Source organism: Flavisphingomonas formosensis, from assembly GCF_009755815.1.
In the GTDB taxonomy this organism is placed as follows: Bacteria; Pseudomonadota; Alphaproteobacteria; order Sphingomonadales; family Sphingomonadaceae; genus Flavisphingomonas; species Flavisphingomonas formosensis.
This window is the reverse complement of the sequence record NZ_WRPK01000011.1, coordinates 63,599-88,174: the sequence shown is the minus strand read 5'-3', so window position 1 is coordinate 88,174 and position 24,576 is coordinate 63,599. Positions and strand designations below refer to the sequence as shown.

Sequence of the window (24,576 nt, the reverse complement as noted above, 5' to 3'; positions counted from 1 at the left end):
GGAGGCGCCCATCGGACGCCTCCCCCACCGTAACCCGGCTATCAGAAGTTGTAGCTCGCCGTCACGCCGAACGAGCGGTAAGACGGCTCGACCTGAACGCCGCTGTAGAAGGCCTTTTCGTAGGCGTTGGCATAGTAATGCGCCTTGAATAGGTTCTGCACGTAACCGACGACGCGAAGCGGGCCGATGTCCGTGCCGACGCGCACATTCACATTGTGGTAGCTCGGCGAGATGAACGGATACTGATAGTAGAGCAGCGCATATTGGGAAGACAGCATCTTGCTGCGATAGTTCCACTCGATCCGCGCGAAGACATCGGTCGTCTCGTTGATCGGATAGGTATACTGACCCTGCGCACCGATCGTCCATTTCGGCGCGGCGACCAGGGGCTTGCCGCTCGCATCGATAGTCGATCCATCGACCAGCGCATTGGTGTATTTGCGATATTTGGCGTTGTTGTATCCGATCTGTCCGCTCAGCTTGAATTCCTTGGTGACCGCGAAGTCGAAGCTCGCCTCGGCACCGTAGCTACGCGCGCTCGCCGCATTGTCGATGCCGCTGACGCCAACGATCTGATGGGTCACCGGGTCGACATACTGGAATTTGATCGTCTCCTGGACATTCTTCCAATCCATGTAGAAGCCGGAAAGGTCGACGCGCAGGCGGCGATCGAAGAGGTCGAACTTCGTCCCGGCTTCGTAGTTCCACAAGGTTTCGGGTTTGAAGCTGTTGGCGATCTGGCCGTTGCTCGTGGTCTGGGTTCCGCCCGACTTGAAGCCCTTCGACACGGTCGCATAAAACATCAGGTTCGGCCGCGCCTTGTAGCTCAGCGTGAACTTGGGTGAGAAATCCTCGAACGACGCGCTACGATCATTGCTGTCGGTCCTCACGCCGCCCGAGCGGTTCTCCGCGACGTTCTTCGTCTTCTCCCAGGAGTAACGCGCGCCGACGGTGAAGGCGAGCTTGTCCGTGAAGTTGGCCGTCGCCTGTCCGAACATCGCGAAATAGCGGGTCGCGCTGTCGGAGTTGAAGCCGGTGACTTCACTGTCCTCGACGCCGAACGGGCTCTCGGACCCATTGAAGGTACCCTGATCGGTGACACCGGTGTCGCGGCCCAGCGAGACGCCGAGGCTCCAGTCGAGGAAATGCTTGCCGTTGGACTGGAGGCGCAGTTCGCCGCTGTCCGATTTCCGCTTCAGATGGAAGTTTTCGTAGAAATAGTCATGGCTGCCGCCATCGACATCACCATAGTTGAAGACGGTCGATTCCAGATGACCGCCGACACCGGTGAGCGAGGCGAGGCCAAGATCCCAGGTGAAGTGGGTGCTGATATAGCTATATTTGCTACCGACGCGCTGCGGCCGATTGAAATTCACTTTGTTGTCGTTGTGCGGATAGAAGCCGACGCCGTCCGGATCGGCGATGAAACCGGGCGTCGACAGACCATAATAGACGGAGGCCCAGGTCTTGGTGACGAAGCCGGTCGGCACGCCGTCGCGCATGCCGTCGCGTTCGTTCGAATAGCTGTAGGCGACGTCCCAGGTGAAGTTGGACGACGGCGTCAGGCGGGCCTGGACGCGGCCGCTATAATAGCGGGTGTTGTTGCCGCCGCCGATCGGATTGATGTTCTTGATGAACCCGTCCGACTTGTCATACTGGCCGGCGGCCCGGATAGCGAGGACGTCCTTCACGATCGGGACGTTGATCACGGCCTGCACATGCTTGGTGTCGAAGCTGCTGTAGCCGAGCTCGACATTGCCCTCGAAATGGTCGACCGGCTTCTTGGTGATGACGTTGATCGCCCCGCCCACCGAGTTTCGGCCGAAATAGGTGCCCTGCGGGCCGCGCAGCACCTCGATGCGATCGAGATCGACGATCTGCGGGTTGCTGGTGCCAGCCGCGACGTTGAACTCGTCGATGTAGAAGGCATAGCTGCCCTGGCGCACGTCCGCATAGGGATTCAGCTGGTTGGAAATGCCGCGGATCACCAGGTCCTTGCGGTCGCGCGAGCCGTTGGACTGGAAGCTGACGTTGGGCGTCATCGCGAAATAATCCTGCACGCTCTTGACGTTCTGGTCCTTGAGCGTCTGGGCGGTGATCGCGGTGATTGCGATCGGCACGTTCTGGATCGATTCCTTGCGGCGCTGCGCCGTCACGATGATATCCGAGGTGCCCGCGGTCGCGGCGCCGGCATCGGCGGTGGCCGCCGGCTCCGCGGTCTGCGCCTGCGCGCCCGTCGCCCCCGCGGCGACAAGGATCGCGACCGCCGCGACGGAAGCCCTCAACATGTGAACAACCTTGATCGAATCCCGCATCAATAATCCCCTTTGTTTGCCGCCGGCTTCACCGTGCGGCATGGATTTCGTTCAACCCTCTCCGGACCGCGCGGGCGCGCGGCTTTGTCAGGCTATTGTGTCCAGCAATCCGGTTCGGCCTTGAGGCCGGCCTCGTCGAGATTGGTCCGCACCAGCATGATCGAGGCGATCTTCCCGCCGCGCAGCACGGCATCTCCCGCCGCCAGCGCGCACGTCACCTTGCCTGCGCCACGCGATCGGATGACATGATAGGTGAAGATGCGGTTGCCCTGCTGGAACACGTCCTTGAACGGCACGACGATCTCGACTTCCCGCCCGCTCGCCTGGATCTTGCGGAAATGCTCGACCCATTCCGGTATGCCGCGGATCACCGTCTTGCCTTCGAGCGTCAGCGTCGCATCGTCAGTGAAATAGGTGCGGAACGCCTCGGGCGTGAACCCGTCCGGACGCTTGAACGCCGCGTCCCACCACAAGAACATCTGCGACAGCATGTCGCGTGCGGGCGCGGCCGCCTGTGCCGGCATCGCCATCGTCAATGCCGCTGCTGCGGCCAATAGGATGGAGCGCTTCATTGCTGGTCCCCTATGCTGGAGCCGCCACCGTCGCGATCTGTGCTCCGGTCCGGAGTGTCCGTCAGGCGCGTCGTTGTTTCAACGCGCCCGCGAACATAAGATCGTTGCGCTGGCTGCAAGATAATCGTCAAATTGCGTGGCCCGCCACCGGAAAGCATGCCGGAGCTTTCCGCGAAAAGGACGCGGCCACAAAAGTCTGAACCGAGCTGCGCGATTTTAGGATCGCGCCGCCCCATTTAGTCGGCGAGGAAGGCGGATGCGTCATCGCGCACCACATGTCCGCCCTTCATCACGAAATCGATTGTCCGCAGCGCGCTGATATCCTTCACCGGATCGGCGGTGATCGCGACGATGTCGGCCGCCTTGCCGGGCTGGAGCCGGCCGGTCTCTTCCTGGATCTTCAGCATCTCGGCCGGCTTGATCGTCGCGGCCTGCAAGGCCTGCAGCGGCGTCATCCCCGCCTTCTGGTAAAGCTCTGCCTCGGCCACGGTGGCCGTCGTGCCGCCATTGGGCTCATAGGGGAATTCGTCGGTGCCGAGCGCGATGTTGACGCCCATCTTGATGGCGTTCTGCAGCATCGCCCAATGATCCTTGCCCGTGCTGTCGACGCGATCGAGATACCAGTCGGGCGATCCGATCTTCTTGTAGAATTCTCGGGCGCCGGGCTGGCTCACCACCATCGTCGGCACCAGCCACACGCCCTTCGCCTTCATTTCCTTCAGGGTCGGCACGTCGAGATGATAGCCATGCTCGAAGCCGTTGATGCCGAAGCGAAGCGCCTGCTGCGCGGCCGCGACCGACCCGTTGTGCGCCGTCACAGGAACGCCGTTGCGATGCGCCACCTCGATCAGCGTCGACATCTCCTCGTCCGTCATCGGCGCGGCGGAGATGCTGCCATGCGTGTCGGCGATACCGCCCGAAATCGCGATCTTGATGAGGTCCGCGCCCTGCTTGATCTGTTCGCGCACCACCTTGGCGAGCCCGTAGGGGCCGTCGGCCTCCAGCGATCCGTGGCCGCCGGTAGGCACGATGATCTCGCCCGCTGTCTTGATGCGCGGGCCGATCACCTCGCCATGCTCGATCGCGCGGCGCAGGACGAAATCATTGCCATGATCCTCTCCCACCAGCCGGACGGTCGTGACGCCGGACAGCAGCGAGCGGCGGGCGTTGTCCGCCATACGCAGCACTTCCTCTGGATCCGTCTCGTTGGCCAGCGCGGCGCCCTGCGCGCCGGGCAGCTTGAGGCCGAGATGGACGTGCATATTCATGAGGCCGGGAATCAGCCACTTGCCCTTCATCGACACGATCTTCGCACCCGCCGGCACGGCAACGCCGGAAGAAGCGCCGATCTGGCTGATCCGACCGTCCTGGACGAGGATGGTGGTGTCGGGCGTCTCGCGCCCGCTGTCGACATCCACGACCGTCCCGCCGACCAGCGCGGTGACGGAGGACGGAGCCGGCTGCGCCAGCACGGTGACCGGCCAGGCCAGCGCGACCGACAGGGCAAGCCTCCATTGGCGTGACTTCATGACTGCGCCCCCATGTGTTTTAAGCTTGAAGAGAGACTGCGGCCTTGCTCCGCATCGCACAATGCATGGGTTTGACGGAGTTCGTTGCGCTAAATGCAAGATAAACGCGCTAAATCCCCCAGCAAACGCTACAGTCAATCGCACAAGCCATTGAAAGATCGTTATAAACTACGATCGAAATCTGTCGCTTGCATTGCATGCCGGCGCTGCTGCGACCCGCGCACCGCCATTGATCGCGCCGCCGCGGCCGGCATGCTGCTGGGCAATAGATGAAAGGGGGCGAACGGGATGAAAGCCAGTTTCACGCGCCGACAGGCCATGGGCGCCGCAGGCGCGGCGTTTGCCGCATCGGGGCTGCGCGCCGCACCTGCCGGGGATGCCGGCGCAAGGCTGCGCGGGTTGCTCGACGCCAGCGCCGCCGCAGACGCGGCACGCGAGCCGCTCTCGGCCGCACCGCGCGCGATGCCGTTCGTCGATCCGCTCACCGATGCCTATCGCGCCGGCCTGCTCGCCGATCGCAAGCGGGACAGCCTCGGCCTCGCCGGCATCGATCGCGACGCCCTGCCGATCCCCGACCGCATCGCCTACGACGTCTTCGCCTATCAGACCGGCCAGTCGCTCGCTTTCCTGAGCGGCGGCGATTTCGATATCGCAAGGCGCGCTCCGCTGGATCCCTCCTTCGGCCTGCAGGTGGAACTGCCGGACTTCGTCTCCTCCGTGGCGCCCTTCGCCACGGTTGCCGATTACGAGGCCGGGCTGCAACGCCTCGACGGCTTTGCCGGCTATATGCAGAGCACGATCATGCGATTGAAGCAGGGTGTGGCCGCCGGCCAGATCCAGCCCCGCATCATCGTGACCAATATTCTCGCCCAGGTGGATGCGATGCTTTCGCTCCCGGTCGAGCAGAGCCCCTTCTACGGTGCGATCGGCCGGATGCCCGGGGCGATCGGAACCGCGGACCGCGACCGGCTCGCCGCCGCCTACCGCACGGTCATCACCGAGCGCGTCTATCCCGGCTACGCGCTATGGCGCAGCTATTTGCGCGAAACCTATTTGCCGCTTGCCGGCGAGACACCGGGCCGGTCGGCGATGAAAGGCGGCGCGGCCCTCTACGCGGCGGAGCTGGCGCAACACACGACGACGAACGAGCCGGCCGACGCCATCCACCGGCTCGGCCTGTCCGAAGTCGCCCGCATCCGCGCGGAGATGGACGAGGCCAGGGCGAAGACCGGTTTCTCGGGCGATCTCAAGGCCTTTTTCGATTTCATCCGTACCGATCCGCGCTTCTACTGCAAGACGCCGGAGGAATTGCTCGGCCGCTTCAAGGCAATCGAGGCGCGGATCTGGCCGAACATCCCGAAATTGTTCGCCCGCCGTCCTAAGGCGCCGTTCAGCGTGCAACCGTTGCCCGCGCTCGGTGCGCAGCGCGGCACCGGCTATTACCGGCCCGGCCCGCCCGACGGAAAGACGCCCGGCGTCCTCTATTTCAACATGGCGATGCTCGGCACCCGGCCGATCCCGACCTTGGAGACGCTGACCCTGCACGAGGGCATTCCCGGCCACCATTTCCAGATCACGCTGGCACGCGAAAATGCGAAACTGCCGCCGTATCTGCGGCAGCGCGACGGATTCACCGGCTTTACCGCCTATACCGAGGGCTGGGGTCTCTATGCGGAATCGCTCGGCCGGGAGCTCGGCATGTTCGACGATCCCTATCAATGGTTCGGCCACCTCGACATGGAAATGCTGCGCGCGGTGCGGCTGGTAGTGGATACGGGCATCCATGCCAAAGGCTGGGGACGGCAACAGGCGATCGACTATATGCTCGCCAACACCTCCATGGCGCAGCATGACGTGACCGTGGAGATCGATCGCTACATCGCCGCGCCGGGGCAGGCCTGCGCTTACAAGATGGGCGAGCTCAAGCTGAAGGCGCTGCGTCGGCAGGCCGCCGAGGCACTGGGCCGTCGCTTCGACATACGCGACTATCATGATCAGGTGCTGGGCACCGGCGCGCTGCCGCTGCAGGTGCTGGAGCATAAGATCGACGGCTGGATCACGGCAGGCGGCGGTCCGGCCGGATCGGGATTCTGATGGAGAAGGGGCGGATGAATGGCGAAGCGCCCGGCGAGCGACGCCGCTGGCACAGACTGGCACTGCTGCTGCCCTTCATCTGGCAGCTCGGCTTTGCCGGGATCGTGAACGACATCGCCTGGCGTCCGTTCGGCATGCCCTTCCAGATGGTCTGGCAGATGGCCGGCGTGCTGGTCGCATCGGCGGCGATCGCCTGGGTCTATCGCCGCGATGCCGCCTTCACCGCGCGGAGCGAGGCGGGCGAAGGATGATCGCAGCCATTGCCATCGCCGTGCTGCTCGCCACCGTGGCGGGCGCGATGATCTACGGCCGGCGCAAGACCCAGGCCAAGACGGTGGAGGAATGGGCGATCGGCGGACGCCGCCTCGGCCTTCTGATCTTCTGGTTCGTCAATGCTGGCGAGATCTACACCACCTTCGCAGTGCTTGGCATTTCCGGCTTCGCCTGGGCCTATGGCGCGCCCGCCTATCTTGCCTTCACCTCGGTCTCGCTCGCGTCGGCCATCGCCTATTGGCTGATGCCGCGGATATGGGAGGAAGGACGCCGCCACGGCCTCGTCACCCAGGCGGACTTTTTCGCGCGCGTCTACCGCGCGCCCTGGCTCGGCATCGTCGTAGCGCTGGCCGGCCTCTTCGCCCTCGTCGTCTATGTCGAGGTGCAGCTCACCGCGCTCAGCCTGATCCTGCAGCTCACCGTCGGCACCGGCGTCGGCAGGACAGCCAGCGTGATCCTCGCCGCGATCCTGATGCTCGCCTTCGTCTTCCTCGCCGGCCTGCGATCCGCAGCGTTCGCGGCCGGCGTCAAGGACGTGCTGATGATCTTGCTCGTCGTCGCGCTGAGCGTCACCGTCGCCTCCCATGCCGGTGCCGGTTCCCTCCTGGAGGTCTTCAGCCGGGCGGAAGCGCTGCGCCCCGGCATCGGCAGCTTCCCGGGCGCCGATCCCTCGGCCGGCCTCACCACTACCTGGTTCGTGACGTCTGCGCTCAACGTGGCGGCGAGCACCTGGTTCTTTCCGCACATGTTCCAGCTCAGCTTCGCCGCCTCCGGGCCGGATGCGCTGCGCCGGAACGCGATCTGGCAGCCGCTTTACTCGCTCTCCTATTTCTTCATCATCCTGCTCGGTTTCGCAGTGGTCGTCGCCGGTGTCGCGCCGCCGGAGGGCAATCCCAACGCTGCGCTGCTCCATTTCGTGGCGGCGCGTTATCCGGCGTGGCTGGTCGGCCTGCTGGCCGGCACCGCCTCGTTGCTGGCGCTGGTGCCGGGCTCGGTGCTGCTGATGACGTCGGGCACGATCTTCGCGCGCAACATCGTCCGGCCGCTGCTCGGCGATCGGGGCGGACGCAGGGATCTGACCATCTCGCGTCTCTCGATGGTCGGCTTCGCCGCTCTCGCCGTCTATCTCACCCTCGGTGCGAGCGAATCGATCGTGAAGGTGGGCCTCTCCGCCTATGCCTCGATCGGTATGCTGGCGCCCGGCGCGGTGCTGGCGCTGCTGTGGCGCCGGGCGAATGCGGTGGGCGTGCTGGCCGGCCTTGCAGTGGGCTATGTCGCGCTGCTCCATCCCGCCGCACTTGCGCTGTGGAAGCAGTTGCTGCCGACATGGGAGCCCGGCCTGATGGCCCTGATCCTCAACAGCATGACGGCAATGCTGGTCAGCCTCGCCGTCGGTGGCGTGGCATCCAACCGCGCGATTCCGGCGGAGGCGTGAGCGGATCGGCCGACATGATCGTGATCGGCGCGGGGCTCGTCGGAAGCGCCGCCGCCTGGCACTGCGCGCGCGCCGGCGCGTCGGTTCTGATCGCCGAGGCCGGCCATCCCAACATCGGTGCCTCGGGCCAGAATGCCGGATCGCTGCATTTCCAGATCGAGCGCCGTTTCCTCGAAAATGGCGAGCGACTGGCGGAAGAAGCCGCAAGGATCACCGCGATCAGCCGCATAGCGATCGCCGACTGGGCCGGGCTAGAAACGGCGCTCGGCGAGGATCTCCATGTCCGGCGCGACGGCGGTCTGATGGTCGCGGAGACCGCCGCCGAAGTGGCCCTGCTCGAACGCAAGGTGGCGCGCGAGCAGGCGGCCGGGCTCGGCACCCGGCTGCTCGATGGCGACGAGGCGCGCCGCATCGCCCCTTATCTGGCCGAAGGGATCGCCGCGGCGGGCTTTCTCGCCGATGAGGGCCATGCCGATCCGCGTGCCGTGACGCCGGCCTTCGTCCGTGCCGCGGAGCGCGCCGGTGCGACGCTGCGCACCGAAACGGAGGCGGTGGCCATCGCGCGGCAGGGCGGCGGCTTTGCCGTGACGCTGCGCCACACCGGCAGGGAGGAGACGATCCGTGCCGCCCGCCTGCTGATCGCCGCCGGCGCCTGGAGTCCGCAAGTGGCGATGCTCGCCAATCTGCATCTGCCGCTCTTCCCCGTCGCCCTGACGATGAACGCCACCGAACGGGTCGCCCCGCTGCTGCCGCATCTGGTGCAGCATGTCGGCCGGCGCCTGTCGATGAAGCAGACCCATGCCGGCAACATCCTGATCGGCGGCGGCTGGCCCTCGCGCCTGCGCCGCGGCACCGGCGGCGCCTTCGATCCGGCGCTCCGGCCCGAGCCGATCGAAACTTCGCGCACCGAAAATCTCCGCGCTGCGGCCGCCACCGTGCCCGCCGTGGCGGATATGAACCTGCTGCGCAGCTGGACCGGCGTCACCGCGATCACCGCCGACCAGCTTCCGCTCGTCGGCGAGGTGCCGCGAATGCCCGGTCTGTTCGTCGCGGCCGGCGGATCGGCCTTCACCCTCGGCCCCACCTTCGCCCGGCTGGTCGCGCGCCAGATGCTGGAGCAGGATCGCGCCGAAGCGGACGAGGCGCTGGCGATGCTGTCGCCCGCCCGCTTCGAGCATCTGAACGGCTTCATGGGATGACGCGGCGGATCGAACAGGGCGTCGAACGGGGATCTCGGATCACGATCTTCGTCGATGGTGCGCCGGTCGCGGCTTTTGCCGGCGAGACGCTCGCCACCGCGCTGATCGCATCCGGCCGCATCGCCTTTCGCCGCGACGGCCGCGCGGCGCTGCGCGGCCTCTTCTGCAATATGGGGACGTGCAGCGAATGTTTTGTCCAGACCGCCGTGCCCGGCCGCGCGCCTCGCCGCCTGCGGGCCTGCCTCACGCCGGTCGCCGATGGGATGGCGATCGAGACGGGAGCCGGCCCGGATGGCTGATTTCGATCTGATCGTCGTCGGCGGCGGCCCCGCCGGCATGGCCGCCGCGCGCCGCGTGCGCGAAAAAGGCCTCAGCGTCGCCGTGATCGACGAGCAGCAGCGCCCCGGAGGCCAGATACTGCGTCAGCCGCCGGCCGTGTTCCGCGTGGCGGGCTGGCTCGCCGAGCGCAGCTATCGACCCGTGAAAGCGGAGCTCGCCGCGTTCGAAGCGACGCAGGGCATCGCCTGGCTCGGCGGCCGCTCCGCGATCGGCGCCGCGCGCGAAGGCGATGGCTTCGTCGTTCACGCCGCTGGCCCGGGCGACCTGCTGCGCGTCGCCGGACGGCGCCTGCTGATCGCCGCCGGCTGCTACGACCTGCCGGTGCCGCTGCCGGGCTGGACGCTGCCCGGCGTGATGTCGGCGGGCGGCGTGCAGGCATTCCTCAAGAGCCAGCAGATCGTGCCCGGCGACCGCTTCGTGCTGGCCGGTACCCATCCGCTGATGCTGATCGTCGCCGCGCAGATCATTGCGGCCGGCGGAGAAGTGGCGGTGGTCGCCTTCGATCAGCCCCGGTCGCGCTTCCTTCCGATCATCGCCCGCCGCTGGACGAGCGCGCTCCGCCACGTGGGTACGTTCGCCGCGGCGGCGGGCGCCCTCCGGCTGCTTCGCCGGCGGGGCGTACCTGTCCGTTTCGGCCTGCCGCTCCGCAGCGCGCACGGCGTCGCCTCCGTCGAGGAAGCCCGCTTCGATGGTGCGACGGTTGCCTGCGATCGCATCGCGCTCTGCTACGGTTTCGTTTCCCAGTCCGATCTGCCGCGCATGCTCGGCGCCGGCGTCGCGTGGGCCGGCCCGGCCGGCGGCTGGCGCACGCTGCACGACGACTGGATGGCGACGGATGCCGAAGGCCTGTGGATCGCCGGCGAGACGAGCGGCGTCGCCGGCGCTGCGGTTGCGCTCGAGGAAGGCCGGCTGGCCGCGCTCGGCATCCTGCGTGCCGCCGGCCGGATCGACGATGCCGAGGGTGCGGCTGCCCCGATCCGCCGGCGCCTGGCGGGGTTGCGCGGCTTCACCGAACTGCTCGCCGCCGTCGGCGATCCCACCGAAGCGCTCGCCCGCCCGAACCCGCCCGAGACGATCGTCTGCCGCTGCGAGGATGTGACGCAGGGAGCGATTGCCGCCGCCCTCGCTGATCAACACGCCCCCAATGCGATCAAGCTCGCCACGCGCTGCGGCATGGGCCTATGCCAGGGCCGTTCCTGCGAGGCGACGCTGCTGCGCCAGATCGCACGGGCGAGCGGCGAACCGGAAGGCGCGCGGGGCGGCTTCACGGCGCGCTTCCCGATCCGTCCAGCACGGATCGGCGACCTGATCGAATCGGGGACCGTTGCGATAGAAGCAACGAATTCGTCCGTGCACGCGGATTGAGCGCAGCCGAACCGCCGATCACACTGGCACCGCACGCCATCCCTCGCGGAGTCCGCCATGACCGCTTCCACTCCGGCGCCGGAGACCGATCGCCCCCGCCTGCTCGGTGCCGATCACGTCTCCTTCACCGTCGCCGATCTCGATGCCGCCATCGCCTTCTATGCCGACGCGTTCGGCGCCACCGAACTGTTCCGCATGGGTCCGCTCGACGCGGCGGACATTCCGGCGATGCCGGACGGGCGGGACTGGATGGAGGCGCATGTCGGCGTCGCCGGCGCGCGGCTGACCCTCGTCATGCTGAAGCTCACCGACGGCCTCAATCTGCAGCTCGTCCGATACGACAAGCCGGAGCCCCGCGCGACGCAGCATCCCCGGGTGTGCGACATAGGCGGCCACCATCTCGGCCTGCGCGTCGACGACGTCGAGAAGGCCGCGCGTTTCCTGAAAGCGAGGGGCTGCACGGTGATGGAGATCATCGAGGTCCCCGAAGGCCCGCTCGCCGGCAAGAAGAATCTCTACTGTCGGGATCCCTTCGGCAACCCGCTCGAAATCGTCGACTGATTCCAAGGAAGGACCAGACCGCATGCCGATCAGCCGCATCAATCCGCCGAGCCTCTACGACAGTGTCGGCTACGGCTTCTCCCACGCCACGCTGCAGGACGGCGGCAAGACCCTGCATCTTGCCGGGCAGGTCGCCTGGGACAAGGATTGCAACGTCATCGGCGCCGGCGATCTTGCCGCGCAGACGCGCCAGGCGCTCGCCAATCTCAAGGCCGTGCTCGCCGAAGCCGGCGCGACGCCGGCGGACGTCGTGCGGCTGCGCACCTATGTGGTCGATCACAGCCCGGACAAGCTCGGCGTCGTGCTGCCCGAGATCGGCGCTTTCTATGAAGGCGCCACGCCCGCTCCGAACACCTTCCTGGGCGTCTCCACCCTCGCTCTGCCCGATTTCCTGATCGAGATCGAAGCCGTCGCCGCGATCGGCTGAACCCGCTTGTCGGCCGGCCATCGTCCCCTTGGCCGGCCGGCATCCGCCGCGTCTCCCCTCCCTGGCGGGCTACCTGATTCATCCATCGATATGGTCGCGTTTCTTTCCCCGTCATGCCAGTGGAAGCTGGCATCATTCTCGACAGGCAGCCAGGTGACTGCGGAGTGTGACCCCAGCTTCCGCTGGGGCGACGAAGAAGAACAAGCTCCCCATCAACGATGTGTGAATGCCGTACCCACGCGAGGGAGCATGCTCACGCTGCGAGGCCCGCCTCCGACAGGCAGGCGGAAAGCGCGGTGCCCTGCTCGTCCTTCAGCGCCGCTTCGCGCAGCGCCGCCAACCGCTGGGCGGCATCGGCACGGCCGGCCAGCGAACGCGCCGCCGTCATCAGCGTCCCGAACCGGGCGAGCCCCCGTTCGAACGTATCCGCATAGCCCTTGATGAGCCGCTGGCAGGACAGAATCTCCGCCGCCAGCCGCACGTCGTGTGCCGCGGCTTCCCTTGCGAGGTCGAGCCAATGCTCGATCCGTTCCTGCTCCTCGGCATAGCGCAAGGTCGAGCGGCGGCGCGTGCGCATCGCCGCGACGAGGCGCAACATCAGGAACCAGCGCAGCCGTGTCGTCTCGACATGGCGGCCCCGGGCAAACACCGTCTCGAGCCGTCGCCGCAGCCAGCCGCTCCTCAGGATCGGCGCGGCAACCCAGCCGGGCAGCGTCTCGCATATCTCCTGCAGGCGCGGATGCATGAACTCGGTGACGCTCAACAGCTGTCCGTCGGCGAGCCGCACCTCGCGCGCCACGCGTGCGCTGCGGGTCGCCCGGATCTTGAGATCCGCGACCCGGATCGTGTCTTCATAGGCCATCCACAAGGCGAGATGGCGCGCTGCCTCAGCGGTCAGCCGCCAGTCGTCCGTGCCGTCGTCCAGCGCACGGATCGCCGCCAGCCGATCGAGATAGAGGCCGGCATAGGCCGCGTCCTGATAGTCCATCAGCCGCGCCGCGCCGACGATTGCGAGAGGCTGCGCGGCGGGCGGCAGCATCGCCTCGATCCGCGCCTTGATCGCCCGGCCCGCCTCGGTAGTCGGTTCGGGCGCGGCGATCGCCGGCGCATCGGCTTCGGTCGCGGCGGTTTGCGCCTGGGCCATGCCGGTAGCGAAACCCTTGAGATTGGCTTCCACCGCCTTGCCGCCGTGGCGGATCGCCTCCTCGAACATCTCCCGGGTGAAGGGCAGCGCCTCGCTGCCCGCCAGCGCGCCGAACATGATCGAGCTGATCACGCTGCCCGACTTGCCGGCGGCCTCATCCATGTCGAATCCGATAAAGCGCGCCGCACGGCGCTTGGCGGCATCGACGATGCGGCGGCTGGAGGCGAGGCCGTCGCCCGGCGCCGACTTTTCGGAGATGGCGTAGATGCGGTGGGTGGATCCGATCAGCGTCGTGCGGTCCTCGGTCACGAAACCGCGCAGGATCGCGCGCCCCGCCTCCATCAGCTCGGACGCGATGACGATGTCGACGTCTCCCGGCACCGGCATCAGCGCCAGCACCGGATCGGGATGGTTGGCGCCCGCCACGCCCCGGCGCGCCATCTCGATATAATAGACGGTGGAGCCCGTACGCTGCGCGACACCGGGCACCGAGGTGCCCTGCGCATCATAGCCGTTGCGGTTGGCGACCTCGAGGATCCAGTCGGCCAGCACGCCGCCACCCTGGCCGCCGAGGGCGAGGATGGCGATGGTGATGCGGTCGCGGTCGGCGGGCAGGGTGATTTCCATCAAAAGCTCCGGGCGGCCAGCGCGCGCGCCTGGCGCTGCTGCAGGAAAGCGATCATGCCGGCACGCAGCCGCTGGCGCAGCCGCTCCCAGCGCGTGGGGTTGGTGACGATCCGCGCGCGGTAGAAGGACGGGCACAGCACGGCGGCATGCGCCACCTCGCCGCAATTGCCGCAGCCGACGCAGCTGTCGTCGATATGCGTCACCGGATCCTGGCGGAGCGGATCGGGATTGGGCTTCACGCTGAGCGACGGGCAGCCCGACAGGCGGATGCAGGCATGATCGCCGGTGCAGGTGTCGGCATCCACGCCGAACTTGTCGCGCTCGACCCGCTTGCCCTCGCGCGCCGCCTTGGCGAGCGCCGGCTTCACGCGGCGCTGCTTGTTGAGCATGCATTCGGACTGGGCGACGATCACCTTCGGCCCCGCCTCCGGGCTGGTCAGCGCCTCCTTCAGCGTGTCGCGCATCCGCGCGACGTCATAGGTCCGCGTCAGCGTGCGCGCCCAGGTGACGCCCAAACCGCGGACTGCCTTCTCGATCGGATTGTTCGTGGTGCGCGTCGCATTCTCGGCCTTGGACGACAATATGTCCTGGCCTCCCGTGGCGGCCGAATAGCCGTTGTCGACGATGATGGTGACCGTCTCGTCCTTGTTGAAGACGGCGTTGCCGATGCCGGAGGTGAGGCCGTTGTGCCAGAAGCCGCCGTCACCCATCATCGCCACGGCGCGCTTGCCCTCGGGCTTGAAGGCGGAGGCGCCCGCCGTGCCGAGGCCGTAGCCCATCGTCGTGTTGCCGATGTGGAAGGGCGGCAGGATCGAGAAGAGATGACAGCCGATATCGGCCGAGACGTGCAGTTCGCCCAGCTCGCGCTGGACGAGCTTCATCGCCGAGAAGATCGGACGTTCCGGGCAGCCCGTGCAGAAACCGGCCGGGCGCTGCGGGACGGTGGTGGCCAGCTCCGGTTCGGGCACGGCGGGCATCGGCGCTACGGGCGCGCGCTCCGGCGCCCATTGCCGCAGGAAGGCGATAACGCCGTCGCGCAGCACAGCACCGGTATATTCGCCCGCGCGCGGCAACATGTCCTTGCCGACGATGCGGGTCTGCAGATCGGCGCGGCGCATCATCGTGTTGAGCTCATGCTCGATGAACTCGGGCTGCCCCTCCTCGACGATCAGCACCGCCTTCTTGCCGGCGCAGAAGGCGTTCACCTCGTCCGGGATCAGCGGATAGGCGACGTTGAGGCAGTAGATCGGGATGCGGCTGGCGCCGTGAATGTCGGAAAGGCCGGCCAACTCCAGCGCGCGGTTGAGCGTGTTGTAGAGGCCGCCCTGGACGATGATGCCGATCTCGTCCGCCTCCGGCCCGAACCATTCGTTGAGCCGCTGCTCCTGGACGAAGCGGATCGCGGCCGGCCAGCGCTTCTGGATCTTTTCCTGCTCGTGCAGGAAATTGGCCGGCGGCAGCACGATGCGATCGGTGTCGCGGCGCGGATTGGCGGCGGCCTGGCCCACGGTCATCGGTGGGCGGCGATTATCCTTGGCGACGAAGCTGCCGGTGACATGGCAGGCGCGCACGCGCAGCTCGATCATCACCGGCGTCGCCGACGCCTCCGAAAGTTCGAAACCCTTCTCCACCATATCGACGATGCTGGTGAGGTTGGGCCGCGGATCGAGCAGCCACATCTGGCTCTTCATCGCGAAGGCGTGGGTGCGCTCCTGCATGATCGAGGAGCCTTCGCCATAATCCTCGCCGATGATCACCAGTGCGCCGCCGCTGACGCCGCCGGACGCGATGTTCGAGAGCGCGTCGGAGGCGACGTTGGTGCCGACCACCGATTTCCAGGCGACCGCTCCGCGCAGCGGGTAGTTGACCGACGCCGCCAGCATCGCCCCCGCCGCCGCCTCGCTGGCATTGGATTCGAAATGGACGCCAAGCTCGCGCAGCAGCGGATCGGCGTCGGCGAAGACGTCCATCAAATGGCTGATCGGCGAGCCCTGATAGCCGCCGACATAGGCGACGCCCGCCTGCAGCAGCGCCTTGGTGACGGCAAGGATGCCCTCGCCCTCGAAAACCTCGCCCGCACCGAGGCGGAGCTGCTCCACCTCCTTCTTGAAGGAGCGCTCCGCCATCCCGCTTACTCCGCCACGAAGGCGAGGACGCGCAGCGGGCTGCCCGATCCACCGACGATCTTGAGCGGCGCGGCGACCAGCACCGCGCCGACCGGCGGCAGCTGATCGAGATTCTGCAGACACTGCAGCCCGTAGCGGCCGGCCGCATGGAACAGGGTGTGGGCCGGATAGGGCGGATCCATCAGATGCGCCTGGCCTGCATCGGTACCGATCGTCTCGACGCCGAAGCCGTGCGCATCGCGTTCCTCGATCAGGAAGCGGCACGCCTCCGGATCGGGTCCGGGCGTGTGCGCGCCATCCTCGCGCCGGTTGGTATAGGCATCGCCAGCGCGCTTGGACCAGTCGGTGCGGAACAGCACCCAGTGGCGGGGCGGGATGCGGCCATGCTCGGCCTCCCATGCCTCGATCACCGCGCGCGAGAGCTGGAAATCGGGATTTTCGGCGCATTCGGCCGAGCAATCGATGACGACCGCCGGACCGACGAAATCGCTCGGCGCGATGGCATCGACGGTGTTGTCGGCCAGATCCTTGCCTGTGACCCAATGGATCGGCGCGTCGAAATGGGTGCCGGTATGCTCGCCGACGGTGAAGTTGTTCCAATACCAGGCGACGCCGCGCTCGTCGTAGCGCGAGATCTCCTGCCGGCTGAAACCCGCCGTCTGGCCGAAAGGCGGCGGCAGCACGAGCAGCGGCGTCTCCTCCGACAGCGGCTGCGTGAGGTCGATGGTGCGGATGGATCCGCCGGCAATGGCGGCAGCGAAGTCAGCGAGCGTGGCAAGCGACATGACGATCTCCCCGGTCCGCGTACTTGTCTCTCACGAACCCGAATCGAAGGCTGCCCGATAAAACGTGCAAATGCAACATTTGAAGTGTGAAGCATTGCGCTACCGATCCACCGGCGATAAGCGTGGACGATAGTGAGGCCTCCATTGGACAACCGCATTCTCGGCGACCCCGGCACATCCGCCTTCCAGGTCGAGAAATATCCCTTCTTCCTGCTCAATCGGCTGGTCGGCCGCTATAATGGCGTGATCGAGCCGCGCCTGCGCGAGATCGGGCTCGACATTCCCTATTGGCGGGTGCTGATGATCCTGGGCGAGCATAGCCCACGCGGCGTGCGGGACATCGCCTCGGCCGCGGTGATCCCGCTCTCGACGATGACGCGCATCATCCAACGTATGGCCGCCGCCGGCCTCGTCTCGCTCGGCGAAAGCGCGGAGGACGGGCGCGTCACCGAGGTTTCGCTGCTGCCGCTGGGCGAGGCCAAGCTGGCCGAGGCACGCAGCATCACGGCGCCGGTCTATGCCGGCATCATCCGCGGATTTTCGGCGCGGGATTTCGATCGGCTCCTCACCCTGCTCGAGCAGCTGCACGCGAATCTCGATCTTTTCGATCCCTCCCGCCCACGCAAGGCACAGGACAGCAGGAAATGACCCTCGATCGCCATTCCACCGGAACCCGCTTCGAAGCGCTGGCAGCCTATTCGCGCGCGGTGGCGGACGATCGCTACATCCACGTCTCCGGCACGGTCGGCATCGATCCCGCCACCGGCACGATCCCGGACGATGTCGGCGCCCAGGCCGAGCATGCGCTCGCCACGATCGAGGCGGCGCTGGCCCATTTCGGCGCGGGCCTGGCCGACGTTACGCGCACCCGCGTCTACATCACCTCCGCCGACGTGCTGATGCCGGTAGCGGACGCGCTGCGGGCGCGCTTCGCGGAATGCCCGCCGGCGAACACCACGCTGATCTGTGGCATCCCCGCGCCAGGCGCCAAGGTGGAGATCGAGGTAACGGCGCTGCGCCGCAGCTGAATCCGCCCCGCCGCCGCCTGGCCAGAGCATCATGCGGAAAAGCGGGAACCGGTTTTCCGCGCAAAGGATGCGACCACAAAGGCGTAGAGCGAGCTGGGCGATTCACATGTCGCGCAGCTTGCTCTATGCGCGCATGCCCTCGTGCGTCAGCGTCGGATCCACCGGCTGCGCCGGCGATCGGCGCAGCAGGCCGCCGATGGTGAGATCATACACCGCGTCGACGGCCGCGAGGATTCTCGGTTCGTGCGTCGCCACCACCAGCGTCTTGTTCAGTTCGCCGCGGAAGAGATGCTCAACCAGAAGATCCACCGACGGGCGATCGAGATGGTTGGTCGGCTCGTCGAGGATAAGGATTTCGGGATCGTGGAGCAGAGCGCGGGCGATCGCGATTCGCTGGCGCTCCCCTCCCGACAGCATCTGCCCGCGATCCCCCATCATTGTCTCCAGCCCGTCCGGCAGCCTGGCGATGACCGGCTGCAACGCCGCGCGGGCGATCGCGCGGTCCAGCAACGCCGGGTCGACGGCGGCACGCGCGAAGCAGATATTCTCCAGGATCGTACCGCGAAAAAACTGGGGATGCTGTGGCACATAGCCGATCAACCTCCGCCAGGCCTCGCGATCCAGCTTTTGCAAGGGCTGGCCGCCGAGCGACAGGTCGCCGGAATCGGGGGTCAGAAGGCCGGCGATCAGTTCGAGAAAACTGGTTTTGCCGACACCGTTCGGCGCGGCGATCGCGACGCTGCTGCCGGGATCGAGGGTGACGGTGATGTCGCGCAGGATCGGCCGCGATCCGTAGGAGAAGGCGACCCGTTCGAAGCGGATCGGCCGGGATCGAGCCGGCGGGTTCGTTCCCCCCGCACTTTCCACCATGCCCATCTGCTCGAGCTCGACGATGCGCGCAAGCGCCTCGTCGCCCTGCAATATCGCTGGAACGGCCCCGACTATGCCTTTGGTCGCCCCATAGATCTGGCTCGACGCAACGACGAAAGCGCCCAGTGAGCCGATCGTCATCCAGTGTCCGATGACCGCGATACCCCCGGCCACGAGCAGCAGGGCGGCGGTGACGTTCACGATCGTGACATTGGCCTGTGCATTGGCGATTCCGGCGATCGCCATGTCCGCCCCCGCGGTCGCCACGGCGTCCACCGCATCGCGGTGAAGCGCCATCTGATGGTCCTTTCCGCCGAGCACGCGGGTGACGGACAGCATCTGGACGATGTTGTGCGTCCCGACATGATAATGCTCGAAGGCCTGCTGGAACGCCTTGATCCCGCTCCGCAGCCGCCGTGGAGCGCCCTTGGAGAAAAGGCGCAGGAGCGGCGTGATCGCCAGAAATGTCAAAGCCATCCACGCCGATATGGTGAAAAGGATGATGGAATAGATGATGAGCGGAAGGAGCTGCGGCAGGAAATTGTAGAGCAACGCGTTGGTCATCACCTCGACGCGCTCGGTCTCGTGGACCAGCCGGCTCTGCACGCGCGCCGTTTCGATCCGCCCATAATCCGTCCAGCGCAGATCGAAGAGCCGCGCGAGCAGGTCGGTGCGGATGGCCGCGGTCGTGGATCGCACGGCCGGCACGGAGATGCGCGACATGAGGATGACGAAAAGCGAGCCGATGCCGCGACAGGCCAATATGCCGAACGCGGCGAGCAATAGCATCGGGACCGAGCCGGCGGGAATGGCATGGTCGATCGCGTAGCGCAAAAGCCAGAGCGCCGGCAGGGTGAGATAGACCATCACGCTGTTGGGCAGGACCGCAAGGAAAAGCGTCCGCTTCCGCGCGAGCAGGTAGCGAAGATAGAAGCGCCAGGCCGCGCGGCGATCGCTTCCCTCGCCTGCGTCAGTGGGCATGACGTCGCTTTCGCTCGCGCCGCACTTCGCGGGGGATCCATCGCAGCACGACGCCGGGAATTCTATGCGTGTTCGACAGACGGATCATGCGCACGAGACTGGTCACGCGCCGGCCCTTGAGCAGGCGCAGGGTGCGCGACGTCCCCGGATCGGTCAGCGCGCTCCAGTTCACGACGCGCTCCGCCAGCGTGGGCGGCGTTTCGCTCGAGCGGTCGATGGCGAACTGGGAAATGTCCGCTGCCATCTCGTCGCGCAGAAAACGCAGCGCCATGTTCAGCCGGCTCGCCACGCCCTCGCGCCGGGCCAAAGCCACCATGCCCTCCCAGTCCATGCCATCACCCTCCTTGCGCAGGATGGTGAGGCAGTCGGCGATCCAGCGCAGCGGTGGCATGGCGTTCCACCGCAGGCCGTGCACCGCGGTCAGCAGGAACAGATGCGATGCCGACGGCCGCATCGTCGCAGCGCCCGCAATCTCGATCGGCACGGCATCCTGCCACAGCAGCTCCGACGTAGCACGCGACTGGATCTCCTGGCTGGCCGACCAGTGCAGATCCATCTCCTTGCGCGCGGAATTCCGGAAGCCCACGGAATGGCGGTACAGGACGAGATCCTTCCAGGCGATGGTGCGATAGCCGCTGTAGTAAGGCCGCCAATCGGCGGCCTCGAGCATCCGGATCGCCTCGTCGAGCCTGGGCTCCGCGATGATGATGTCGATATCCGACATCGGCCGGAACGCGATATTGTCGTAGAAGCTGGTGCCGAGCGCGAGCCCCTTGGTGACCATAGTCGGTATGTTCGCCTGCGCGAAGCGCGTCAGCAGCAAAGCGGCGTCGCGCCGGATTTCCTGGATCTGAACCCAGAAATACCGATGCGTGCCACCGAGCCGCATCATCAGCGGATCCGTGCAGCCAAGCCGTTTCATATTGGCATAGAGTAGCGGAAGAAGGCGAAAGCTTGCAGGATCCAGATTCGCCGAGAAATCTGCCCGTGCCTTCCACGCGTGGAAGGCATCGAGCGCAAGATCGCCGTCGAGAAGCGCTGCCTTGAGCAGGAAGCTCTGCGTCTCGTCCGGCCAGAGCCACTTCATACGACGAAACCTCCCGCTTCAGACGAACGGGATATAACCTTATGGAACAGATTGGGAAAGTCACCCTATCCGCCATACGGGGGTTGCCTGCCCTATTTCGGCCTTCTACCTTGCTGGTGCGTATCTTGCGTCACATGAAATCAGGATTGGCGATGGGCACACAATACAGGCTGAGTTCGGAAGCTGTTGTAAGCGAGGTGATCGATGGCGAAGCCATTATCATGGATATGGCTGCCGGCATCTATCATAGCGCGGACGGTGTAGCGGCGCAGATCTGGGAAGCGACGCAGTCGGGCACCGATCGCGACACGATCGTCCATGGCATCAATCTGGCCTATCCCGGATCCGATCATGCGAGCGAAGTCGGCGCCTTTCTCGATATGGCCGTTGCTGCAGGCCTGCTTGTCGAGACGGAGACGGCCTTGGCGAACGGCACCGCTTATGTCTTCGGCGGCGGCGTCTATAGCCCGCCGCTGCTGCACAGTCATGGCGACATGCAGGACCTCATCATGCTCGATCCGATCCACGACGTGAGCGAGAAGCATGGCTGGCCGGTTCGCATGGAACCGGCGGGTTCCACAACGACGCGATGAGGCCAGCCGCCCCCTCGCCGTCCCCGCAGGCGGTGAGCGTCGTCATTCCCTGCCACAATTACGCGCGCTATCTCCGCGATGCGATCGACAGCGTTCTCGCACAAAGCCATCCGGTGTCCGAAATCCTGGTCGTCGACGACGGCTCGACCGACGAGACGGTCGCCGTCGCAACCGGCTATGGCGAGCCGGTGCGGCTGTTGAGCCAGGCGCGGGCGGGGATTTCGGGCGCCCGCAACGCCGGCATCGCAGCTGCGCGCTTCCCGCTCCTCGCCTTCCTCGACGCGGACGACCTCTGGCCCGCGGCCAGCCTCGCGGATCGTCTCGCGGCATTGGGCGACGCGGACGGGGTGTTCGGCGCGATCGAGCAGTTCCCGTGCCCGCACCTGGCCCCATCGGACCGGGTACGGCTCGCGGTGCCCGAGGGGGCGATGGCCGCGCGCTTCGCCGGATCGATGCTGGTGCGCAAGAGGGTGTTCGACGGGGTCGGCATGTTCGATCCGGGCCTGCGCGTGGGCGAGATGATCGAGTGGCTGGCCCGCTGCAACGGGCACGACGTGCGGTTCGCGCAGGTCGCGTCGGTATCCGTACGCAGGCGCATTCACGGCAATAACAGCGTCCTGTCGCAACCGTCCGTCAATCGTGACTATCTCAAAGCCTTGCGCGCAGCGGTAAAGCAGACGAAGGGCATGGCGAGATCGTGAACGAAGGAAATGACACGGCCGCTCGCCAGGGCGTCGACCTTCCGGAACTGACAGAGGCGGAGCAACTCGCCTTCTTCGACGGCACGGTCGACAGGGCGTTTGCGGCGCAGGCGAAAGCGGGATCCGTCACGCACCACATCGCGATTGCCGGGATCGTCATCCGCCTGGTGTTTGCGGGCGAGCGCCTCGAACGGGAATTCCTGCCCGCGCTCGGCCACCTCAAGGTCGCCGCTGCCGATCCCGACGCGACCTTCCATATCTGGGACACGACATCGACCGGCATCGACATGATTCGGCCGCCCGCGCCGATGACTGCCTTTACCGATCGGGGCGACATCTGGGGCATGTCCAGCAGCCGGATTCGCAGCGCCTTCCACTGGAGCGAATATTCGGTCTGCGCCCTGGATCTGGACCGGGGGATCGGAACCTATTGGGTCGAAGACGCGGAACGACTGCCCTATTGGGCGAAGTCCTCACCGATGCGGACGATGTTCAACTGGCTGCTCGCATCACGCGGCTTCCACCTGCTCCACGCCGCCGCCGTCGGCGACGAGGCGGGCGGCGTCCTCATCACGGGAAAGGGCGGCGTCGGCAAGTCGACGACCTCGATCGCGGCGCTGTCGAAGGGCATGGCCTTCGCCAGCGACGACTATGTCGTAGTCGGATATGATCCCGGGCCGACCGCCTTCTCGCTCTATTCCACGGCCAAGCTGGTGCCGGCACAGTTCGCCGCACATCCCGAGCTGCATCCGCTGGCGGACGACGCCCAGGCGCGGACCGAAGAGAAAGCGGTGCTCTATCTCCATCCCGGCCGCGATCGGCAGATCGCGCGGAGAATGCCGCTCAAATGGCTGGTTTCCCCACGTTTCGGTGACGGTGCAGCCAGCGCGTTCGAAGCCATTTCGGCGGTCGAGATCCACCGCGCCACCGCCTTTACCACCATGGCGCAACTGCCGCATTCCGGCGTCGAGACGCATGGCTTCATCGGGTCGCTCGTCCGCGATCTGCCGACCGCACGTCTCGTTCTCGGCCACGAGGTGTCCGCCGTTCCCGACGCCCTGCGCAGCCTGCTGAACGGCGAGATCGCCATCGCCGCCCCGCCGGCCGTCCGGGAAAGACCGCTGATCACGGTGGTGATACCCGTCTACAACGGTGCGCCTTTCCTGCACGAAGCGGTGGCATCGGTGATCGCGCAAAATTATCCGGCGCTGGAGATCATCGTGGTGGACGACGGATCGGAGGATGCGATCGAGGATGCGGTCGCAGGCTTGCCTGTCGACGTCCGTTTCTTCCGGCAGGAGAATAATGGCCCGGCCGCAGCCAGGAACCGGGGTATTCGCGATGCGTCCGGGGACTATATCGCCTTTCTCGACGTCGACGATCTCTGGCCGGCGGACAATCTCGTCTCCCTGCTCGACCAGATGGAGGAACAGGCCGATGTCGTGCTCGGGCGCGGGCAGCTCGCGCGCGGCAGAGGTGCGAACGGGCAGGATTTCGAATTCATCGGGAATCCGGACGAGGCCTTCCCCTATTATATCGGCGCTGCGCTGTTCCGGCGCGATGTCTTCCGCAGGATCGGCCTGTTCGATCGCGATCTGCGCTTCGGCGAGGATGCCGACTGGTTCAACCGCGCCGCGGAAGGCAAGGCCGTCGTCCAGCGGCTCGACCAGATGACGCTGATCGTCCGCCGGCACGAGGGAAACATGACGCGCAACAAATCCGTCGTGGAGCTCAATTCGCTGCGCGCCTTCAAGAAGGCGCTGGATCGCCGCCGGATCGCACAACAGGCTCTCGCCCGGCAGACGCCGTAACACGTCGCCCAAAGCCGAGCGCCCGGCGGTGATATCAGGCGGTGAAGCCGATCATCCGCGTCACGTCGGTGGCGTTCCAGCGGATATGGGCGCACAGCGCGTCGACCGCGGCGTCCGCATCGCCGGCAATGACGCAATCGAGGATACGCTGATGCTCGGCATCGCTTTCCTCCTGCGTCTCGGCGGACAGAAAACGCTGCATCTTCAGATAGCGGTCCGCCCGCGACAGAAGATTGTCCAGCACCTGCATCGCCAGCGGCTTGCCTGCCGCCTCGTAGAGCGTCCGGTGAAACTCCACGTTGAGGCCGGCCCAGAGCGTCATGTCGCCGGTCTCGCGGGAACGGCGCACGATCTCGCTCAGATGCGCGATCTGATCGGGCTGGATATTGGCGATGGCCGCGCGCAGCAAATAGGGCTCGATCATCAGGCGCAGCGCGTAGATCTCCTCGATCTCCGTGACCGAGAGCTTGGGGACCACGGCACCGCGATATTTCTCCCGGACGACGAGGCCTTCCGCTTCGAGCTGGGCCAGCGCCTCGCGCACCGGAATGCGGCTGACGCCCAGCTCCTGGGCGATCAGCTCCTGCCGGATGAACTGGTCCTCCGCATAGTGGCCGGCAAGGATCCGCTGCTTGAGCACGCGCGCGACCTCCACCGCCGTCGTGCTCCGCTCCAGTTTTCCGCTCGCTGCCGTCGCCACTCTACCCTCATCAC

At 66.4% G+C, this 24,576-nt stretch carries 22 protein-coding genes; 13 read left to right on the top strand and 9 right to left on the bottom strand.

The genetic code is table 11. The features are described from left to right. Positions 1-41: 41 nt before the first annotated feature. The 3 genes from GQY20_RS25470 to GQY20_RS25460 all read right to left on the bottom strand — a co-directional run bounded on the left by GQY20_RS25470 (position 42) and on the right by GQY20_RS25460 (position 4,416). Positions 42-2,288, bottom strand: a complete 2,247-nt coding sequence (locus GQY20_RS25470; RefSeq protein ID WP_157219979.1) for a TonB-dependent receptor — start codon at positions 2,286-2,288, stop codon at positions 42-44. A 119-nt stretch (positions 2,289-2,407) separates the two neighbouring features. Next, a complete protein-coding gene (locus GQY20_RS25465) occupies positions 2,408-2,887 on the bottom strand; it encodes a Cif family virulence factor (protein ID WP_157219978.1) in 480 nt (159 codons plus the stop codon). Positions 2,888-3,123: 236 nt separating this feature from the next. Continuing rightward, the gene (locus GQY20_RS25460; protein WP_157219977.1) at positions 3,124-4,416 is read right to left on the bottom strand and encodes an amidohydrolase family protein; all 1,293 of its coding nucleotides are present in this window, start codon (positions 4,414-4,416) and stop codon (positions 3,124-3,126) included. 288 nt (positions 4,417-4,704) lie between these two features. Between GQY20_RS25460 and GQY20_RS25455 the strand changes: the two genes are divergently transcribed. From GQY20_RS25455 to GQY20_RS25420, 8 genes are read left to right on the top strand one after another with little or no spacing between them, the layout of a single operon-like run. Beyond that, positions 4,705-6,510 (top strand): DUF885 domain-containing protein, encoded by a 1,806-nt coding sequence (locus tag GQY20_RS25455; RefSeq protein WP_157219976.1) that lies wholly within the window; start codon positions 4,705-4,707, stop codon positions 6,508-6,510. Between the two features lie 14 nt (positions 6,511-6,524). After that, positions 6,525-6,761 carry a DUF3311 domain-containing protein gene (locus GQY20_RS25450; protein ID WP_198351204.1) on the top strand — a complete coding sequence of 79 codons (237 nt, stop codon included), beginning with the start codon at positions 6,525-6,527 and terminating at the stop codon, positions 6,759-6,761. Further along, positions 6,758-8,218: a sodium:solute symporter family protein gene (locus tag GQY20_RS25445; protein WP_157219974.1), complete on the top strand. Its 1,461-nt coding sequence runs from the start codon at positions 6,758-6,760 to the stop codon at positions 8,216-8,218. Before GQY20_RS25450 ends, GQY20_RS25445 begins: the two co-directional genes overlap by 4 nt. Continuing rightward, complete coding sequence (locus GQY20_RS25440) at positions 8,215-9,417, top strand: NAD(P)/FAD-dependent oxidoreductase (RefSeq protein WP_232476249.1); 1,203 nt, start codon at positions 8,215-8,217, stop codon at positions 9,415-9,417. The genes GQY20_RS25445 and GQY20_RS25440 overlap by 4 nt, the downstream gene beginning before the upstream one ends. Then, complete coding sequence (locus tag GQY20_RS25435; RefSeq protein WP_157219973.1) at positions 9,414-9,716, top strand: (2Fe-2S)-binding protein; 303 nt, start codon at positions 9,414-9,416, stop codon at positions 9,714-9,716. Before GQY20_RS25440 ends, GQY20_RS25435 begins: the two co-directional genes overlap by 4 nt. Beyond that, positions 9,709-11,121 carry an FAD/NAD(P)-dependent oxidoreductase gene (locus GQY20_RS25430; RefSeq protein ID WP_198351203.1) on the top strand — a complete coding sequence of 471 codons (1,413 nt, stop codon included), beginning with the start codon at positions 9,709-9,711 and terminating at the stop codon, positions 11,119-11,121. The genes GQY20_RS25435 and GQY20_RS25430 overlap by 8 nt, the downstream gene beginning before the upstream one ends. A gap of 57 nt (positions 11,122-11,178) precedes the next feature. After that, positions 11,179-11,682, top strand: coding sequence for a VOC family protein (locus GQY20_RS25425; protein WP_157219971.1), 504 nt, complete (start codon positions 11,179-11,181; stop codon positions 11,680-11,682). Between the two features lie 22 nt (positions 11,683-11,704). Next, entirely contained in the window at positions 11,705-12,109 is a 405-nt protein-coding gene (locus tag GQY20_RS25420) for a RidA family protein (protein ID WP_157219970.1), read from the top strand. 253 nt (positions 12,110-12,362) lie between these two features. On the opposite strand, the gene GQY20_RS25415 is transcribed toward GQY20_RS25420, so the two are convergent. Genes GQY20_RS25415 through GQY20_RS25405 form a run of 3 tightly spaced genes read right to left on the bottom strand, consistent with a single transcriptional unit; the run spans position 12,363 to position 16,791 of the window. Next, positions 12,363-13,880 carry an indolepyruvate oxidoreductase subunit beta family protein gene (locus GQY20_RS25415; protein ID WP_157219969.1) on the bottom strand — a complete coding sequence of 506 codons (1,518 nt, stop codon included), beginning with the start codon at positions 13,878-13,880 and terminating at the stop codon, positions 12,363-12,365. Then, a complete protein-coding gene (locus GQY20_RS25410) occupies positions 13,880-16,006 on the bottom strand; it encodes an indolepyruvate ferredoxin oxidoreductase subunit alpha (RefSeq protein ID WP_157219968.1) in 2,127 nt (708 codons plus the stop codon). Before GQY20_RS25410 ends, GQY20_RS25415 begins: the two co-directional genes overlap by 1 nt. Positions 16,007-16,011: 5 nt before the next feature. After that, on the bottom strand, positions 16,012-16,791 hold the full coding sequence (locus tag GQY20_RS25405) for a cyclase family protein (protein ID WP_157219967.1): 780 nt from the start codon (positions 16,789-16,791) through the stop codon (positions 16,012-16,014). A 144-nt stretch (positions 16,792-16,935) separates the two neighbouring features. Here GQY20_RS25405 and GQY20_RS25400 point away from each other — a divergent pair, with 144 nt between their 5' ends. Together GQY20_RS25400 and GQY20_RS25395 are read left to right on the top strand one after the other, a co-directional pair. Further along, positions 16,936-17,439, top strand: a complete 504-nt coding sequence (locus tag GQY20_RS25400) for a MarR family winged helix-turn-helix transcriptional regulator (protein WP_157219966.1) — start codon at positions 16,936-16,938, stop codon at positions 17,437-17,439. Then, positions 17,436-17,819, top strand: coding sequence for a RidA family protein (locus GQY20_RS25395; RefSeq protein ID WP_157219965.1), 384 nt, complete (start codon positions 17,436-17,438; stop codon positions 17,817-17,819). The genes GQY20_RS25400 and GQY20_RS25395 overlap by 4 nt, the downstream gene beginning before the upstream one ends. A 123-nt stretch (positions 17,820-17,942) precedes the next feature. On the opposite strand, the gene GQY20_RS25390 is transcribed toward GQY20_RS25395, so the two are convergent. Next, the gene (locus GQY20_RS25390) at positions 17,943-19,670 is read right to left on the bottom strand and encodes an ABC transporter ATP-binding protein (RefSeq protein WP_157219964.1); all 1,728 of its coding nucleotides are present in this window, start codon (positions 19,668-19,670) and stop codon (positions 17,943-17,945) included. Next, a complete protein-coding gene (locus GQY20_RS25385; RefSeq protein WP_157219963.1) occupies positions 19,660-20,757 on the bottom strand; it encodes a nucleotidyltransferase family protein in 1,098 nt (365 codons plus the stop codon). The genes GQY20_RS25390 and GQY20_RS25385 overlap by 11 nt, the downstream gene beginning before the upstream one ends. Positions 20,758-20,909: 152 nt before the next feature. Between GQY20_RS25385 and GQY20_RS25380 the strand changes: the two genes are divergently transcribed. Genes GQY20_RS25380 through GQY20_RS25370 form a run of 3 tightly spaced genes read left to right on the top strand, consistent with a single transcriptional unit; the run spans position 20,910 to position 23,862 of the window. Continuing rightward, the gene (locus GQY20_RS25380; protein ID WP_157219962.1) at positions 20,910-21,350 is read left to right on the top strand and encodes a PqqD family protein; all 441 of its coding nucleotides are present in this window, start codon (positions 20,910-20,912) and stop codon (positions 21,348-21,350) included. Then, positions 21,347-22,051, top strand: coding sequence for a glycosyltransferase family 2 protein (locus tag GQY20_RS25375; protein ID WP_157219961.1), 705 nt, complete (start codon positions 21,347-21,349; stop codon positions 22,049-22,051). The genes GQY20_RS25380 and GQY20_RS25375 overlap by 4 nt, the downstream gene beginning before the upstream one ends. After that, positions 22,048-23,862 (top strand): glycosyltransferase, encoded by a 1,815-nt coding sequence (locus GQY20_RS25370; protein WP_157219960.1) that lies wholly within the window; start codon positions 22,048-22,050, stop codon positions 23,860-23,862. Before GQY20_RS25375 ends, GQY20_RS25370 begins: the two co-directional genes overlap by 4 nt. Before the next feature lie 34 nt (positions 23,863-23,896). Here GQY20_RS25370 and GQY20_RS25365 read toward each other — a convergent pair whose 3' ends face one another. Beyond that, entirely contained in the window at positions 23,897-24,562 is a 666-nt protein-coding gene (locus tag GQY20_RS25365) for a GntR family transcriptional regulator (protein ID WP_157219959.1), read from the bottom strand. Between the last annotated feature and the right edge of the window lie 14 nt (positions 24,563-24,576).